Source organism: Winkia neuii subsp. neuii DSM 8576 (assembly GCF_000420405.1).
Classification (GTDB): Bacteria; Actinomycetota; Actinomycetes; order Actinomycetales; family Actinomycetaceae; genus Winkia; species Winkia neuii.
Window position 1 is genome coordinate 265,757 of record NZ_ATUW01000003.1, and the last position, 17,600, is coordinate 283,356.

Genomic DNA, 17,600 nt, shown 5'->3' on the forward strand with positions numbered 1-17,600 from the left:
AATGGATCCCTGTCCCCTACTCGCGCCCCTCGGGTTTGGGAGCATTTGTCGAGGGCGGTAAGGCGCTGCTGCCGGGAACAAGAGCGCCGCTTCGCCGCCTAAGCGCCCCGCCAAACTGGTCTAATTAAATTAGCTTTTTCTGGATCTTGCGTTATACCACTAAAGGAGGCAGGATCTAATCATGGCTAAAGACACTGTCGCTAAGGGCGACGCAGAAAAAGAAGTTCGTACTGGTTCCCCGCTGGTCAAGCGCGGCTTGGCTGACATGCTCAAGGGCGGAGTGATCATGGACGTGGTCACCCCCGAGCAGGCTCGCATCGCCGAGGACGCCGGGGCTGTTGCGGTTATGGCACTAGAACGCGTGCCTGCCGATATTCGCGCCCAGGGCGGGGTGGCTCGCATGTCTGACCCCGATCTGATCGATTCCATTATCGACGAGGTTTCTATCCCGGTCATGGCCAAGGCACGCATCGGCCACTTTGTAGAAGCGCAAGTGCTCGAGCACCTGGGCGTCGACTACATCGACGAGTCCGAAGTGCTCTCGCCAGCCGATTATGCCCACCACATCGACAAGCACGATTTCAAGGTCCCGTTCGTTTGCGGGGCTACCAACCTGGGCGAGGCGATCCGCCGCATCGCCGAGGGCGCGGCCATGATTCGTTCCAAGGGCGAGGCCGGCACTGGCGACGTGTCGGAAGCTACCACTCACATTCGCACAATTCGGGCCCAGATCGCTAAGCTACAGGCCACCTACAACGCTAATCCCGAGGAATTGTACGTGGCAGCCAAGGAATTGCAGGCCCCCTACGAGATAGTCGAAGAAGTGGCGCGCAACGGCAAGCTGCCTGTTGTGCTGTTTGTTGCGGGTGGGGTTGCCACCCCGGCTGACGCGGCAATGATGATGCAGCTTGGCGCCGAGGGCGTTTTTGTTGGTTCGGGCATTTTCAAGTCGGGCAACCCGAAGGCTCGCGCCGAGGCTATTGTGAAGGCTGTGGCCCAGTACGACGATCCGGCGGTTGTTGCCGACGTCTCCCGTGGGCTGGGCGAGGCAATGGTTGGGATCAACGTTTCTGATTTGCCCGCCCCCCACCGGCTAGCGGAGCGCGGCTGGTAATGGCAGGGTCTGTAACGCCCGGAGTTCGCAGTGCGGCCTCCGGGCCTACTATTGGGGTTTTAGCCTTGCAGGGCGGGGTCGCTGAGCACGCGCACATGCTTCGCCAACTGGGCGCAAACGTGAAGCTGGTGCGCAAGCGCGCCGATTTGAGCTCCGGCATAGACGGAGTGGTATTGCCGGGCGGGGAATCTTCTACCATCGATCGGCTGCTCAGGATTTTCGACATGAAGGCCCTGCTGGGCGATTTGTTGCGGGATGGACTGCCTTGTTTGGCCACCTGTGCGGGCATGATTTTGCTGGCTCGCGAGGTCGTGGATGCGGCACCTGGGCAAACCTCGCTAAAGGTCTTGGACGCCACCGTTTCGCGCAACGTTTACGGCAGCCAGACGGCCTCTGCGGAGGTCACGTTGGATACCCCATTGGGGCCGGTTGTGGGGGCTTTCATCAGGGCCCCTAAGATTGTGCGGGTTGGCGAGGGCGTGCAGGTACTAGCGCGCCGCTACCCCGCTCAGGGCGGTTTGGATCCCGAGGGCGACATTGTGGCGGTAAAGAGCAAGAACATTGTTGCGCTTTCGTTCCATCCCGAGCTTACCGGCGACGCCACGTTCCACGCCGATTTGCTTGAGCGTTTGCGCTAACGCATTTTTCCAGCACAGCGAGCCTTCTACGCGCTAGCCGGAAGCGCACGGCTGGGTGCCCCGGGCAGTGCTCGAACGTGCCTAGTTGCATGCGCTGCTAGTTGCATCCGGGCGGGAGCGGTTGCGGATCCGCAAACCAGCCTTTGGGCATGGGACCGGTATAGCCTTCGGGTACATACAGGCAGCTGGGGTCGCTTGCTAGCGGATCCCCTGTTAGTGCGTAGGCGCTCGAGCGGGAGCCGCCGCAGAAGTGGTTGTATTTGCACACCCCGCATTTGCCTTTGAAGCCGTCCGGTGTGCGCAGTTGCCGCATCACGGGCGTGTTGGCGTACAGGTCTGCCAGAGGGGTCTCTTTGACCGAGCCCACGTGGATCGGTAGGAAGCCCGAGGGGTAGACGTCCCCAACGTGGTCTATGAACACGAACCCTGACCCTGAGTTGATTGCCAGTGGGGTGCGGGGTTTGCGGGGTTTGCGCGGGTGGGCTCCTATTAGTCGCGTAGTTTCTTTGGTGAGCCAGTGGTAGAGCTCGCCCCGTTCGGGAAGGGCAGTGCCTTTTTCGTGGGCTTCGTCGCGTTGGAAGGCGACTCTGCGGTATTGTGGCGCCTCTGTAGTTTTGATGGCGATGCGGTCCGACACGTCGTGGAGCCAGTGCAACACGTCTTCGCGTTCGGCTGGGCTCAGCATGTTTAGCTGCGCTCCCCGCCCGGTGGGGACAAGGAAGAAGACGTACCACATGAACGCTTCTAATTCTATGGCTTTTGCCAGCATGGCTGGGGCTTCGTGGATGTTGCCGCGCGTTAGGGTGGAGTTTATTTGCAGGCGAAACCCCACCTGGTTGATCATGTGTGTAGCTTCGACGGTTTTTTCAAAGGTGCCAGCTATTCCGCGAAAGGCGTCGTGGGTGGCGGCAGTTGCCCCGTCCATGGATACGGACATGGCTTTGCCTCCGGCTTCCCTAAGGGCTTTGAGCCTATCCATGGTGAATAGTGGGGTAACCGAGGGCGAGATAGAAACTGAAAGCCCCAGCGAGGTTCCGTAGCGAACCAGTTCTACTAGGTCTTCGCGTTCGAAGCAGTCGCCTCCGGTAAACACTACTAGCGGGCGCGGTTTTTCGTAGGCGGCGAGCTGGTCAAGCAGGTTTTTGCCTTCTGCTGTGGTCAATTGTCCCGGGGCTGCGTGCGGTTGCGCTTCAGCCCGGCAATGCTTGCAGACGAGGGCGCAGGCCCTGGTTACCTCCCAAATTGCGATAAAGGGCTTTTTCGTTAAGTCGTGTCTAATTTGCCTAACCACCGGATGCTTGCGTGTTTTCCCTGTTACCGCAGCATTTGGGTGGTTTGACATTGGTGGCTCCTTACAACGAGTTTTTGACGCATTCATTTTACTCGTCATAAAAATAGGTGCGGGTGAAGTATCCTTCACCCGCACCTAGCTAAGCCAGTCTCTCAGTCCTCGCTACTAGCTGCCTGCCCCTGGGAAAGCTCGGGAGCGTTTGCAGTACCTTGATGCTTGAACTGGAATTCCAATGGATCGTTCGGGTCGACATCTACCAACACCGATTCGCCATCCTTGAAATCTCCGAACAATATCTTTTCAGATAGCGGATCTTCGATCTCGCGCTGAATAGCCCTGCGCAACGGACGCGCGCCAAGTACCGGATCGTACCCCTTGTCGGCAAGCAGCTCGCGGGCGGCCGAAGTCAGTTCTATCTTCATGTCGCGGTCTGCCATGCGAGCCGAAAGCTGGCTCATCATCAGATCCACAATCTTTACGATCTCGTCGCGCTGCAGCGGCGGGAACACCACCACCTCGTCGACGCGGTTCAAAAACTCGGGGCGGAAGTGCTGCTTCAGCTCCTCCGACACCTTCGAGCGCATCCGATCGTAATCGGTAGACAGATCGCCGGCAGCCTGGAACCCAGTCATTACCCCCTTGTTGATGTCGCGGGTACCCAGGTTGGTGGTCATGGTGATCACGGTGTTCTTGAAGTCCACCAGGCGCCCCTGCGAATCCGTTAGACGGCCGTCCTCTAGAATCTGCAGCAAAGTGTTGAAAATGTCGGGGTGAGCCTTCTCGACCTCGTCAAACAACACCACGCTGAACGGCCGGCGGCGCACCTTCTCGGTAAGCTCGCCGCCCTCGTCAAAACCAACGTATCCCGGAGGAGCCCCGAACAAACGCGACGAGGTGTGCTTCTCGCCAAACTCGGACATATCTAGTTGGATCAGCGCGTCCTCGTCACCAAATAGGAACTCAGCTAGAGCCTTGGCAAGTTCGGTCTTACCAACACCCGTGGGGCCCGCAAAGATGAACGAACCACCGGGGCGCTTCGGATCCTTCAGACCCGCGCGAGTACGCCTAATTGACTTGGAAAGCGCCTGCACGGCCTTGTCCTGGCCAATAATCCGCTTGTGCAGCTCATCTTCCATGTGCAACAGCTTGGTAGATTCAGTCTCAGTCAGCTTGAACACGGGAATGCCCGTAGACATGGCCAACACCTGAGCAATCGATTCCTCGGTAACCTCGGCAATGCGGTCCATGTCCCCGCTCTTCCATTCGCTCTCTTTGGAAGCACGCTGCTCCGTGAGCGTCTTCTCTTGATCGCGCAGCGAGGCGGCTGCCTCGAAATCCTGATCGTCAATGGCCGACTCTTTCTTGCGGCGCACATCGGCAATTTTCTCGTCAATCTCGCGCAGCTCTGGCGGGGCGGTCATGCGGCGAATGCGCAGGCGGGCTCCGGCCTCGTCAATAAGGTCAATGGCCTTGTCGGGCAAGAAACGATCGGAAATATAACGGTCAGAAAGAGTGGCCGCAGCCTTGATCGCCTCGTCAGTAATGATCACCCTGTGATGCGCCTCGTAGCGGTCGCGCAAACCCTTCAGAATCTGTTCAGTCTCTTCGACCGTGGGCTGCTCCACACGCACCGGCTGGAAACGCCGCTCCAGAGCGGCATCCTTTTCGATGTGCTTGCGGTATTCGTCGTTAGTGGTGGCCCCAATAGTCTGCAGCTCGCCGCGAGCCAGCATGGGCTTCAATATTGAAGCCGCGTCGATGGCTCCCTCTGCGGCACCGGCCCCCACCAAAGTGTGGATCTCGTCGATGAACAAAATAATGTCCCCGCGCGTGCGAATCTCTTTCAGCACCTTCTTTAGGCGCTCTTCGAAATCGCCGCGGTAGCGCGAACCAGCTACCAGCGAGCCCATGTCCAGGCTGTAAAGCTGCTTATCCTTCAAAGTCTCGGGCACGTCGCCAGCCACGATTGCCTGGGCCAACCCTTCCACCACCGAAGTCTTACCAACCCCGGGTTCGCCGATCAGCACCGGGTTGTTCTTGGTGCGCCGCGAAAGGATCTGCATGACCCTTTCCATCTCGTTCTTGCGCCCAATCACGGGATCCAACTTTTGCTCGTGCGCAGCCTGGGTAAGGTTGCGCCCGAACTGGTCCAAAATAGCCGACCCGGACTTTTGCCCCTGGGGCGAGGACGAGCCTCCGACCCCCACGGCCTCCCCGCCCTCGGCGCGGCCCCCCTGGTAGCCAGAAAGTAGCTGAACTACGTTGTGGCGCACGGTTTGCAAATCTGCACCCAGGTTGGTGAGGACTTGGGCGGCCACGCCCTCGCCCTCGCGAATAAGGCCGAGCAGAATGTGTTCGGTGCCAATGTAGTTGTGGCCGAGCTGCAAGGCCTCACGCAGCGAAAGCTCCAAGACCTTCTTAGCGCGCGGCGTGAAGGGGATGTGGCCCGGTACCGGCTGGTCGCCTGAGCCAATGATGGTAACTACTTCGTCGCGCACCTTGTCGCGGGAAACGTCCATCATCTCGAGGGCCTTGGCAGCTACCCCTTCGCCCTCGGTAATGAGCCCCAACAGCAGGTGTTCAGTGCCGATGTAGTTGTGGTTGAGGTTGCGTGCCTCATCCTGTGCCAACACGATGACGCGGCGGGCACGATCAGTAAACCGCTCGAACATGAAACTCCCTTTTGGCGATTGCAAAAACTGTTTCCATTATGGAGGCTGGGCGCTTGTTCTTGCGGCGATGTTCGCTGCCAGCACAGGTTGGAGGGGCGCAAATCCCAGCTTTTTTACGCGTTAGTTTTTGCTGGCACTTGCGCGGGTCGGATCATTGCGTAGACGCGAATTCCTGGCAAAGTATCCACGTCAGCAACTGTTTCAAAGCCGAAACGCTTGTAGAGGCGCTGACTGGCGGGGGTTGTAGATTCCAAAAATACAGGGGTGGGGTTGGAATCTATTAGGTCGAGGCGGTGGCGCAATAGCTTGGAGCCCACCCCTTTGCCGCGAGCCGCCGGGGAGGCCGCTAGGGTGCGCAGGTACCAGTGTTTTTCGCGAGGGCGGAAGGCTTCTACCTTCTGCTCGTGGAAGCGTTCGCGGCGCCCGTTTGGGGTAAGCCTTTCGAAGAGGTCGAGTAGAGTGTTGCGTACTTTGTTTACTTTCCCGTTCGGAGATTGTGAGGTGAGCGCGCCAATTACCCGCCCTGTCTGCTGGTCTATGGCCACGTCCAAAGTAGAGATGTAGCCGATCTTTAAACCTAGCGTTACATCGGCGGCCATTAGCTTGCGGCAGGCCTTTTCGCTGGGAAACATGGCCCTACAGGAGGGATCGTTAGCGAAAGCATCTGCGAAAATCTGTGCGGCTTGTTGAATTTGCTCGTTATTTCTTGCTTCTTGGATGCGAACCAATTTCTATTATTCCTACCATTTCTTTTCTATCCGCATAACAAATCTATCAAAGCGCCATAAAAACGCAAGACTTTGTAGGGCGAATCACCTCGCCATGGAAGGCTTTTGCCGCAAAATAACGCTAGCGTGCGGGCTCTTGGGCGGCAGTAAACTATAAGCCACCCTATTTTCCCTGCGCCGTTACTATATTTTTTCTCCGCCACTTTCGAAGTTATTTAGAAATAAAAATGTCAAAGTAAAAGTTAGATTTTGCAGATTTATTATGTCGCGCACTGCACCAAAGTTGGGATGCCGCTGAGGCACATATATCCCCGCGCCGTAGTCAAAGCGACCGGGGACCGCCTAGGTATTTTTACGCCAAGCAATTCCCCGTCGTAATCGACATTGGGCTGCAACAATATGCCCAGGCGAGAGCGTCTGATCTGCTTGTTCCAATGCCCATAATTGGAACGCAGGTCGTCGGCCCTGCCCGCAACTACAAAATGCAAGAAGGGGCCTGGATTTTTTACTAGCCCTTCCAGCTGCGCACCCGCAGGATCTAATTGTTCAGCGTCGTCAACTAAAACAAATGTGGGAATAGTTTTCCCAAGTAGGTTTGCCCAAAGCTCCCCACAACTGGCAAATGGGTAGAAACCGTCTAGTTTAGCTTGGGCCAACGGCGTCCGTCTGCCCCCAACTCCATATATTCGCCCCGGTATGCCCAACTTGTCGAAGCCTTCCCGAATCCCTTGCGCCACCGTGAGCAGCACGGAAGATTTGCCGCTTCTGGGAGGGCCAGCAATCAACGCGTGTTCGCCCTCGTACATCTGTAGGCAAGATACAGACATGTCCTCTTCGGCTATGCCGATAGGGATTCGGTACGGCTCCGTTGCCAGATCGACGGAGCCCACTACCTGATCTTTAGAGACGCGGTGTGGCAGGGCCCCAACAGCTTGTAGCTTTGCAGAATTGGGCCACCGGCTGGAAATGCTTGCTACTGCTTGCTCGATTGGCTCAGGATACCTTGCTATTTGCGTCTGCAAACCATTTTCGGCTAGCACGCACCTACCAGGCACTTTGGAGGGAATTTGCTCCCTGCCTATGCCGCCAAAAGAATAGTCGTATGGATCCGCAAGTTGAAATAGCCATTTTTGCGTAGTCACGTCGTCGATTGCGCTTGGCACAGCTTTTATTCTGGAGGTGCCCAGCGCAAAATGTATGCCTAACGCTTGCCCGTCGGCATACACCCTGTATAGGAGGTCGAGCAGCTCCAGGCCCACGTAGTCGGAAAACTCTTCCCGCAAGGCAGCCAGTCCATCCAGAATTACTACCAGTTTGCGCCCCGCAGGTTCCCGTTTCCGCTCCGTCAACTCGCGCGCCAAATATTTTATGAACCGTTCACGCATCTCTCCTGCGGCAGCGCCAGGGCCCACGTATGCCACCGTGTGAGGCAATTTTGCCAACGGTTGCAACTGCCCCGCCCCCATGTCCAAGACCGCCAGGTCTAGCTCTTCCGGGCTGTGCTGAGCACACAGGCTCAAAGCAATAGAGCTGAGGGCTGTGGTGATCCCTGATCCGGGAATTCCCGCCAACAAAACATTGCCTCGATCCATGTCCCAGCTGGCAGGGATCTGTCTCTGTCGATCCGGGTCATCCGACAGGCCAATGCTAAGATTGCCATTTGTAAGGGAGCCAATCGCAACTTCACCGGACTGACCTTTATCTATAGGTAGCCTTAAATTCGCTTCTAAAGCCGGAGGCCACACGGGTCTGGGCCTAGCATAACCGCCCTGCCTGGCAGCCTCGCCAATAGTTTCTATTAGCCGTTCCAGATCGTTGCTTGTCTGCTCGGCGGGACTGTCGGGCTCGCCCAATGCAACATCCACACCGAAGGCAAAATCGGCAAAAATTAGCTCCTCTTGCCCTCTGCCTCCGGTAGTGCCCGTAGAGAGAGCTGTTTGTATGGGGGTTATGTCGCCCTCGCCCAACTTTACGTAGGCGCGTCCGCGTTGGGTACGGTCAATAGTAGATGCCGAAGGGGTGCCGATTACATAGTTCGAATCGTCGCGGCTTTGCACGCGCAGAGCAACGCGCAGGTTGGTGTTAGCCAAAATATCTTCGTTTACTACCCCTGCCGGACGCTGAGTTGCCAACACCATGTGTACCCCTAGCGTTCTGCCAACTGCAGCAATGCTCACCAAGGAAGACAGCACATCGGGGTATTCTTTAGCCAGCTGCGCAAATTCGTCCACTACCAACACTAGGCGCGGCATAGGCTGGGCAGGGTTAGTTGCTAGGTAGGCGTCCAGGTTGTCTATCCCCTCCCCAGCAGCCGCGAACACTTCTTGCCTGTAGCGCATTTCTGCCTCCAAGGCGCGGATCGCCCTGTTTGCCAGCTGCTGGTCCAGGTTCGAAACGGTACCTATGGTGTGCGGCAGTGCCTCACAAGTTTTGAAGGCCGCCCCACCCTTGAAATCGATCAGGATGAACGTCAGGTGGTCCGGATCGATGCGAGCTGCCAGAGAGGCCACGAGTGTACGCAAGAACTCCGACTTGCCCGAGCCGGTAGTTCCCCCTACCAGGCCGTGGGGGCCGTCGCGCACCAGATCCAAGGCAAAACTACCTTCTTCTGATACCCCAACCGGCGCACCTACCCCAGCATTGGTTTTCCAGTCCGCCAGAATCTTCGCGGCGTCTAAGGTGCCGGGCGCCAACAGCGAAAGTAAATTTACTACCTGCGGCAAAGTCCCACCTGGCAGAGCCAGTTCGGGATCTTCAAAATGCGCTAGGTTGCGTGCACATTGTTCAGCAACGTCAGCTCTGATGCCGGCTAGCAGTACGTCCTCTTGAATAGATAGGTCGGCGGGATGAAATACCTGTGCACTGGCATCTTCGCCCACGCGCACTATCGCCGTACATGCTGCAGGTAGGGCACGTTCAGTCGCTGCAATGACAATTCCCGATACTGCCGTTTCGGCCTTTGCGAAATAGGCCTGGTCTTTATTGCGTCCGTGCCCAAGTAACTCTCGAACTGGCGCTTCGCGCCCTTCGAGTAGCGCCTCAGAGTCTACTAGCGCCAACACTGTAGGGGTGGCGAACGCCGAGGAATTCTCTAGTATTGCGCGGGCTAAAGATTCGCTGCGCTCCCTGTTACTTGAAGCCCATTGGGTATAGCCGCCACCGACGTGTCTGCGCAGGTGGGGAAGCCATTTTGCCCATTGCCACGCTTCTTCGCGTCCGCGCTCGCAAAAAATGGCAACACTTAGATCAGCTGGCCCGGCATGCACGGTGGCCTGCAGCAGCAGGGAGCGAGCAACTGCCAGGCAGTCGTTTCTTGGGCCTACGATCCCAACTACTCCACCCCCAGTTAGTTCCACCCCCACGGGGGCTGCGGGAATTGTGACCTGCTCCAGCACCTGCTTGATCTCAGGTTCTAATTTGGTGGTGCTGGCCTTCACTACCTGCGGTTTCCATTTCAGATCTGCTATCCCCAGGTGCACGGCTAGGAAATCCTTGGCGTCGGCGCGTCTTTGCCAGAGGCGCACTGAGGGCTGGCAGGCCCTCCAGATCATCCAAGCCGGATCTGGGAGCTGTTGCCACAGGCGTTTTCGTTGACTGGCTACGGCCTCCTCTATTTCAGTTTTGAACTGGAGCATAGATTTTCCAAAGCGCCCAGTTTCTTCTCGCGCGTTCTTCTTAGCTCTGCGCTTTTGCTCTACCCACGTTGCCACCGCCAGTACGGGGCTCAACAGTGCAATCATGCCGTATCTGGCGTTTCCCATCAGCACCATCAGAGCTACCGCCATTATGAGCGGAGCCAGAAAGCTTGCCCAACTAAACTTTGCTGCCTCCGGCGGCTGTTTGCGTTCGGGCTGTTCAATTGCCTCCGGTTCTGGAGCTCTTCCCGGTCTTGGCGGCCGGTTGAATGGAACCGTGCCCTCGGCACTTATGTTGTGTTGGCTGCCTGGCTTCGGAACGGCTGCTTCTGCCTGCCTTTCCCGGATTACCAGGCTGATTCCCCCGGCAGTAACTACCGCCGTAGTTGTTACTAGTTCGCCCTCTTGGGAAACTGCCACCCCGTCCAGATACGTCCCGTTGGCAGAATCCATATCGAAAACGCGCACCCCTTCCCCTTCTGGGACTAGGGCAGCATGAATCCAAGAAGTTGAGGGCGAGTAGCTTCTAATGTGCGATTCCGGCGCCCTACCAACTATTAGCTTGCCGGTAACCGCAATGCGCGCACCAGCGGCCAATCCTCCAGAAAGCAGCACTTCCCACCTACTCGGAAGAGGGTTTCGGGGCTGCTTATCGCTAATGAGCGAACCATCTAGCAGCGGTAGATCGGCAAGTTTCGTTGCAGCACCTACTTCCGCCCCATCCAAGTACAGGGGGTGGCCACTGATTTGGATTGAGTGCGTCTGCCGTATTAGCTCCGCCAGGGTTTTCGTAGCTGGCGCCTTTTGCAGAATGATTGTTCGGGAATAATCCGAAACGTCAATCAGTAGCCGCATAGGTGATTTCTTACTTTTGCGCTTCGGTTAGATCAAACCAGTACAGGCGCTGGGGAGCATTTTCGCGAACCCCGGGACTTTGCACGGTGGAAACAAGCGGCTTCGGCTCGTCCGCTATCTGAATTTGCCCGTTAGAGACGCTCATGTCTCCACTTACCAATCCGTCTTCGGTGGATAGTTCTAAGTCATTTAGAGATTTTGCTACGTCCTCAGGATCTACAGAACCAGCTTTTCCGGCAGCAGCTACCACAGCAATAAGGCCGTCGTGGGATATTCCGTCGGCTCTACCGGCTGCCTTCGAAAACTCTTCTTTACCTAGACTGTCTTTGATCTGTGGGTCGCTTGCGTACTGATTGAGCGCCGTGAAGAATGTCGCTGCTGACTCCCCTTTGGCGCCACCTTGCAGCGTAGCCATGTCAACATTTTCGATTCCTACGCCGTATAGATTCGCGTATAAAGAACCTTTTTCGGCCAGTTTGGATTCGAAGGCTTCGTTAGCCGTAACAGCAGGTATTACGATTGGGACATTTAGCTTTTCCCCCTGAAAGGCGGCAATAAGCTCCGCCTGCGAAAGCGGGTCCCCTACCACTACAGCTGCCCCAATTGAATGCCCAGCTTTAGCCTCTTGGGCTAGTTGATGCACCACCTGTACTTTGTCGGCCTCGCCGGCAGCCTGGACTTTACGAAATTTGAGCCCTAGGTCGCCCTCGCCAGCATCCACAACAACAATCTGGCGCAAGCCTGCGAGTTCTATAATCTTGCGAACCCCTTTAGCCTCTTCTGCGAGGTCGGGAACCATGCTGAAGCTAGTAGCGGCGGCCGGCTCGCTCCCCCCATAGGGGAAAATTGCGGCAATTCCATCCTTTTCTGCCTGCCTAGAGATGTATTTGGCATGCGCTCCGGAAGTACCCACAATTATTGCCGCCGCCCCCTGCTCCTTTAGGATGTCTACGGCTTCTTTCGCCCCCTCTTGTGAGCCCTTGTCATTGGCTGACAGCAAGGTCACTTCCGTATTAGCGGCGCGCAACCGCTCTTTCGCAACTACAACTCCCTGGACGGCATTCCTATACCCGTTTCCTTGCCTTGGATCGTCAGTCAAGCTGACGATCACGCCCACTTTTATCTTCTTCGGTGCGTTAGAAAGGCTGATTTCAAGAGGCTGTGTAGCGCTTTCGTGCCCGGTGCCTTTACTGGACGTGACAACAGCTGCTGCGATCAATGCGGCTAATACAATAACAACGCCAACTGCAGCTATGACCTTCTTATTCATTTAGTTCGCCTCAATCGAGAAGTTGTAGACGCTGGTTACTTCGCCTGAGAAATTTTTCTGGTTGGGGAATGGGGTGAGTTCTCGCCGAGCTTTTGCGCCCGCGCGGGTCTGTGCGGCTCGCAAAAGGCTGCCTTCTAAATTTTCACTTTGCACGTTCTGGTAAGCAGTTGATTTCCTGGTGGCATCTGCAACCTGGTAGTTCGCTGTTGCCGTGCCCGCAACATTGGAGGCCATGGTTCCTAGTAGCCCAGAACCGTGGACCTTAGACGAGCCCAGGTCTAGGAGCACTTTCGAAATGTCTCCAACCAGCATCGCGGAGGTAGCTTGCATATCGCGATTTGAGGCGGCCACTGACTGCTCAATCAGGCTGACATTTTGCGCAACCTGGTCTGTGCCGCTCTTTGCTAGCTTATGGCTGGTTGCAGTCAGGTTGCCGTTGGCATTGGTAACCATTTGGCGCCCATTCGAGGTGATGTCCGCCGCCGTATCTTGCAGTCCAGCGGAGGTGGTAGACAAAATGTTATACATCTGCTCTGCCGCCAACATGGTTTGCGATCTTACGGTTCGGATGGCCGGATCTATAGAACTGTCCGTACTTTCGGCAATCTGTTCCGTAGTGTGCGCTAGCAGTTCCCCCACTCGCTTCGCTGCGCTTTGCCGCTGCCAATTTACGGTAGTTACGAATCCAGCTAAAGAGGTTCTGCGCATATTCAGCTTGCTCACTGCTCCTCGCAGGGCTGCAATATTTTCCCCTAGCTCCCCGTTTGCCTTATCGGAATCGTCGTTTAGTTCTTTTAGCTTCGTTTTTGCCTCCGACAGGGAGCTGGCTACTAGATCAATTTGGGTGGCCAGGCCACTTTCTGTATTGTCCAGGTCGCTGCTTTCGGCTAAGAGTTGCCACTCATTTTGCTGCTGCTCGGCGATTGTCTCTAACGATTGCCCGCTCTTTCCTTTGTGTATGAGCAGGGGCCGCCCTTTTGCGTCTATTTGGTTGCCACAGGCACGTTCACTCAGGTAGCGCAACAGGCGGTCAGATTGGATGCGCGAAAGCGGTCCGTCACCGACTTCGGTGCTGTTCTCAGCATCTTCCCCCGGCAACACTGCGCCGTCGGTTAGCTTGCATATTTCTTCGCGCAGCTCGCCAACCTGGGTGTGTGCGTTGCCCGCATTTTCCGCCTGTTTTACCGCTTTTTCGTGCAGGGCGTTAAAGTAGCCCCTTAGATCTTCGAGGTTATGTTCTGCCCCAACTATGGCACTTTTTATTGGCCCCGAACGGGCGTGCAGTTTTGCTACAGGATCTGAAAGACTCAATTGCTCCAGTCGATCGCCTACCTGATCGACGCTGTCCGATAAATCTTTCATTGCAGCCACAGAATCTGCACCGGTGCGCGGATCTAGGGCAGCCAGAGCAGCGTTTCCGTTCTGTTCAAACCCAGTGGCTATTTTACGTAGTCTTCCCTTTGAATCAGTCAGCATACAAGATACCGATTCTGGTGCTGATTCGCAGGCTTCAGCGGTGGGATTTTCAGGGCCCACCAGTTCTAGGAAGGCCTGCCTTGTAGTTTCTTTGCAAGATTGCGCGGCTGAAGCAAACTCATCTAGCTGCGCACTTACCGCTTGTAGGTTGGAAAACAGCGAACGAGGCTCCCTCTGCTCGTCCACTGTTACAGCACACCCTTCACTGTCTACGCGCCGGACCGGTTTCGCTTCTTCTGGGTTTCCAAGTAAATTGCGAATCTCTGCTAGGGAAGAACCTAGCTGAGCATTAAACCCATCTTGGGCACCCGATAGGGATTGTTTCAGCCCCTGCCCCATTGTTTCGGTAGAGGAAATCATGGACTTAGCAGATTCGACAAGATGGTCATTTGACGCCTTTAGGTCGCCAATAGTTTTTGCCCCAATGGCGTTTGCCGACTGGCTCAATGATTGTCTGGCCGCCGATATGGTGTCCCCCGCCTGGGCAAGCGTGCCGTTGAGTTCAGCTAGCATCTCGACGGTGTTATTTACCGTTTTGAATTCGGTGGATTTAGCCGGGTCGAATGTGGATTCTAGGAGACTATTTATAGACGGGTCAGTTACGATTCCGGGCTGAACGTTAATTTCTAGATCGGGAACTTCGAAGTCTTTGGCGTTTACTACAAACTGCAATTTTGTTGAGGCAGACAGCTGAGGGGGAGCCAAAACACTCGCCCACTGCACTGCTGCCTTTCCGGACTCGTCCTGGCTCAAAACCCCGTTAGTACCGCCTTTGCCGCCGCGCTCAGGCATAACTACCCGTTCTGGGGAAAAGTCTGCTTTGGCCGCTGCAACCACAGTCAAGGGGACTCCAACCAAATCAGTTCGCGAGTGCGCTGCACCTGCAGAATCGAAGTGCAAGGTCTTCGGCCTCACTAATAAATTTTGCACCGATATATCGATCTCTACGCGCCCGTTTGTACCTTCTAGGTCTCGTAGATTTGTTCCCACCTTGCCGTCGTGCTTATAGGCTACTTTCACTCTGACGGGCAAATCAATGGCAGCTTTCGACGGATCGAAGGAATGGCTGCCTACTGCCTGCCCATTTTTCTTTGCGGAGCTCAGTTCCGAACTAGCGATGGAACGGACTGCCCCATTTGACCCCACTGAAACACTTACTGACTGCAACATTTGCTCTTTTGGAGTCGGCGCTTCTGCTGCCATCGCCGGGTAGGTCAGCGCAGGCAGTGCAACGGCTACAGCAGCCGCTGTAGCGAGGGCCAGTTTCGCGATAGTCCATCTAGGTTTTAGGGGCAACATCTGCAGTTTTCTTTCCGTCGGGTGCCATCCAGGCGAAAGGATACAGCATGCAGAAGTGGACAAACAACACTAAAGCATCTTCCAATTGACGCAATATATTGGGATAGAGTCACTACCGTGCACTACCATGAAGCTATCTTCGTTGTCATACGCGCCAGGAGGAGAGGTGTCTACTAACCCGCACAACCGGAGTTTGGGAGCAAACTACCAGCTGAGCACGCCAATTGGGGAGGGCAGCTCAGGCGTAGTCTGGCGCGGCGTCAATAAGACGTCTAATACTGTGGTAGCGGCCAAGATACTTCGCCCCCAGTACCTCAGCGATCCGAAAATTGTGACGAGTTTCCTTACCGAGCGCTCAATTCTTTTGACTCTGGAGCACCCCAATATCGTCAAGGTCTTGGATTTAGTTGCCGAAGGGCACACACTAGCGATAGTGCAGGAGTACATAGAGGGCCCCTCACTTACGGAGCTGGTATCCGCTGGGCCAATTGCCCCCGCACGTGCTCTAAAAATATCGGAGGGGATCTTTTCAGCCCTGGCATTCGCACATGCTCGTGGCGTGCTTCACCGGGACGTGAAATCGCAGAATATTCTTCTAAATAGGGGCTGGCAGGCCGCCCCTGCTGAACATGTAAAAGTTACAGATTTTGGCATCGCCCGCGTGCTGTCTGAATCGCATGCGCGTACTACTTCCCTGCTGGGAACCCCTAATTACATGTCACCAGAACTAATAGAGTTCGGGGAGGCTTCTTACCCGGCTGATGTGTATTCTGCGGGCATAGTGCTTTATGAATTGCTAGCTGGGCGCACCCCTTTTGAGGGCCCCGGAACTGATTTTACCGTTGCTCAAAGGCACGTTAATTCGCAACTTCCCAGCCTAGATCTGCCCTCTCCACTGTGGGAATTCCTGTGCTCGCTGTTGGAAAAGAATCCTGCTGACCGACCTTCAGCGAAAGGTGCGGCTACTACGGCCGCAAGCCTGGCAGAGTCCTTGCAAGGGGAAGTTGCCCGCACATTGCAGTCTCAGCCTGCCTCGTTTAGTAAGCACGGAGCCAAAACTGTTATTAGGGCTCGCAAGCCAAAACGGGCCCCAGCCCCCGCCGCTCCAGTTTCGTCGCGCCCAACTGTAGAGGCTGCTTCCCCAAAGGGCGACCAGACTATTTTGCGCGAAGTGCACCACCCCGCACCAATTTCGCTCCCCAAGCCCGAGCCAACTCCCAAGAGTTTGCTGAGTAGATTTCGCAGTCTTTCCCCTTTACAAACGGGAATTTGCGCCGTGGTAGCGGTGGCGGTTCTGGCTTGTGGCTTCCTTGGCATAAAACACTTGGCCTCTTCTCGCTCTGCCCCTTCGACGCCCGTTAGCGTAACTCAGAAAGATGAGCCTTTGCCTACCGGCCTAGTAGTAGAACGAAAAGCAACTTACGATCCTGCGAATAAGAAGGTAGCCTTACAGCTTAGTTACGAAGCTAGGAGCAGCGAACTAAAAGGCCCGTTTTTGGAGGTAGTAGCGGATGGTTCAGAGTGCGCGGAACCTAGTTGGGATGCTCCAGCACATCCGAATGCCGAGGAAGAAACCTATATCTCTGCCGACTGCTCGTGGGCTGTAGATCCCGGAGCCGTTCGAACCGACGCCCCCAGCATAGTGCATGCAACCATCCCTTTGGACTTAGGGAACAAGGTAACGAAAGCTTCTTTACGCAAATGGCTCAGCTTGAACGCCAAGCGCACCAGTGAAGTTCTCTTGGATAAAGGGGTGCGCAGTTCGTCTTACCCTGCGCAACGGTTGCAAGATATTGACGTTGTAACCCCGGACCGCACCACCATACAGAACCCAGTACCTATTTCAATTGTGCCTATCTGGCCGTATGGCCCAGACAAGCTAAACCCACTTTTCGTGAGCCCCCAAACAGGAACTTCGTCCAGCGTCCTGCAGGCTATAACTGGCAGTGCAGGGACAGTCCAATTCAACGACAACTGCGAAGGAGCAGTTTCAGTTTCGCGTGATAGAAAAACTGTGACGGCTTTGCGCCCAACCGACAACTGTGTCATTACAGCCACGGTTGGCGCTTTTACCGAGCGTCCCAGTAAAAACATGCAACTAGTGGGGAACGGCAGCTAGGTGCAAGCTCGGCGCACCTGCTCAAAGGCGGGCCAGTTTTCCAGCTAAGTAAGGGCAAGCCCCCTATAGGGATGGTAGTTGTTAGTGCCCGAAGACATGACGGCCTGCCCCATCACGCACCCTCACCATCCGGCTTCCCGGCTACCTGTATGCCCAGACGGCGACGTTCCTCATCCACCGGGGCAGTCCACTCTGCAGGCAAATGCGCCAAAGTTCGAATACGCTCCAACTCATCAGGAAAACGCACATAATAATTCCAATGATCCGCCACTATATCCTGCGCCCACCGAACCCTATGCTTTTGAGCCCACTCCTCATAGTCCGGAGCATCTTCCCCCTTCCCCTGCAACATAAACGCTCGCTTATCCAACTCCACCAACAGCCGGATCAACACCAACGTAAAATCAAAACGCACATAATTCAGCCGAATACGCTTCTTACCCGCATACAACTTGTAACGCTGAATAGGAGCATCAAAATGAGTCACCTCATCAAAACGAACC

Annotated in this window: 9 protein-coding genes and 1 pseudogene; 3 read left to right on the plus strand and 7 right to left on the minus strand. The window is 55.7% G+C overall.

Going from position 1 to position 17,600, the window contains the following annotated elements:
* Positions 1-181: 181 nt before the first annotated feature.
* Together pdxS and pdxT are read left to right on the plus strand one after the other, a co-directional pair.
* Positions 182-1,114, plus strand: a complete 933-nt coding sequence (pdxS, locus tag G437_RS0104530; protein ID WP_024331398.1) for a pyridoxal 5'-phosphate synthase lyase subunit PdxS — start codon at positions 182-184, stop codon at positions 1,112-1,114.
* The gene (gene pdxT / locus G437_RS0104535) at positions 1,114-1,752 is read left to right on the plus strand and encodes a pyridoxal 5'-phosphate synthase glutaminase subunit PdxT (protein ID WP_024331399.1); all 639 of its coding nucleotides are present in this window, start codon (positions 1,114-1,116) and stop codon (positions 1,750-1,752) included. The genes pdxS and pdxT overlap by 1 nt, the downstream gene beginning before the upstream one ends.
* Before the next feature lie 97 nt (positions 1,753-1,849).
* On the opposite strand, the gene G437_RS0104540 is transcribed toward pdxT, so the two are convergent.
* The 6 genes from G437_RS0104540 to G437_RS0104565 all read right to left on the minus strand — a co-directional run bounded on the left by G437_RS0104540 (position 1,850) and on the right by G437_RS0104565 (position 14,978).
* Positions 1,850-3,094, minus strand: a complete 1,245-nt coding sequence (locus G437_RS0104540) for a TIGR04053 family radical SAM/SPASM domain-containing protein (protein ID WP_024331400.1) — start codon at positions 3,092-3,094, stop codon at positions 1,850-1,852.
* A gap of 101 nt (positions 3,095-3,195) precedes the next feature.
* On the minus strand, positions 3,196-5,715 hold the full coding sequence (locus G437_RS0104545) for an ATP-dependent Clp protease ATP-binding subunit (protein WP_024331401.1): 2,520 nt from the start codon (positions 5,713-5,715) through the stop codon (positions 3,196-3,198).
* A gap of 113 nt (positions 5,716-5,828) precedes the next feature.
* Complete coding sequence (locus G437_RS10530; RefSeq protein ID WP_024331402.1) at positions 5,829-6,443, minus strand: GNAT family N-acetyltransferase; 615 nt, start codon at positions 6,441-6,443, stop codon at positions 5,829-5,831.
* Between the two features lie 260 nt (positions 6,444-6,703).
* The gene (locus tag G437_RS0104555; RefSeq protein ID WP_024331403.1) at positions 6,704-10,933 is read right to left on the minus strand and encodes an FtsK/SpoIIIE domain-containing protein; all 4,230 of its coding nucleotides are present in this window, start codon (positions 10,931-10,933) and stop codon (positions 6,704-6,706) included.
* A 10-nt stretch (positions 10,934-10,943) separates the two neighbouring features.
* Positions 10,944-12,203, minus strand: a complete 1,260-nt coding sequence (locus tag G437_RS0104560) for a type 1 periplasmic-binding domain-containing protein (protein ID WP_024331404.1) — start codon at positions 12,201-12,203, stop codon at positions 10,944-10,946.
* Positions 12,204-14,978, minus strand: a complete 2,775-nt coding sequence (locus G437_RS0104565) for a coiled-coil domain-containing protein (RefSeq protein ID WP_024331405.1) — start codon at positions 14,976-14,978, stop codon at positions 12,204-12,206.
* Positions 14,979-15,144: 166 nt separating this feature from the next.
* Here G437_RS0104565 and G437_RS0104570 point away from each other — a divergent pair, with 166 nt between their 5' ends.
* A complete protein-coding gene (locus tag G437_RS0104570) occupies positions 15,145-17,097 on the plus strand; it encodes a serine/threonine-protein kinase (RefSeq protein ID WP_024331406.1) in 1,953 nt (650 codons plus the stop codon).
* 112 nt (positions 17,098-17,209) lie between these two features.
* On the opposite strand, the pseudogene G437_RS0104575 reads toward G437_RS0104570, so the two are convergent.
* A pseudogene (locus G437_RS0104575) lies at positions 17,210-17,600 on the minus strand (hypothetical protein); the annotation flags it as partial.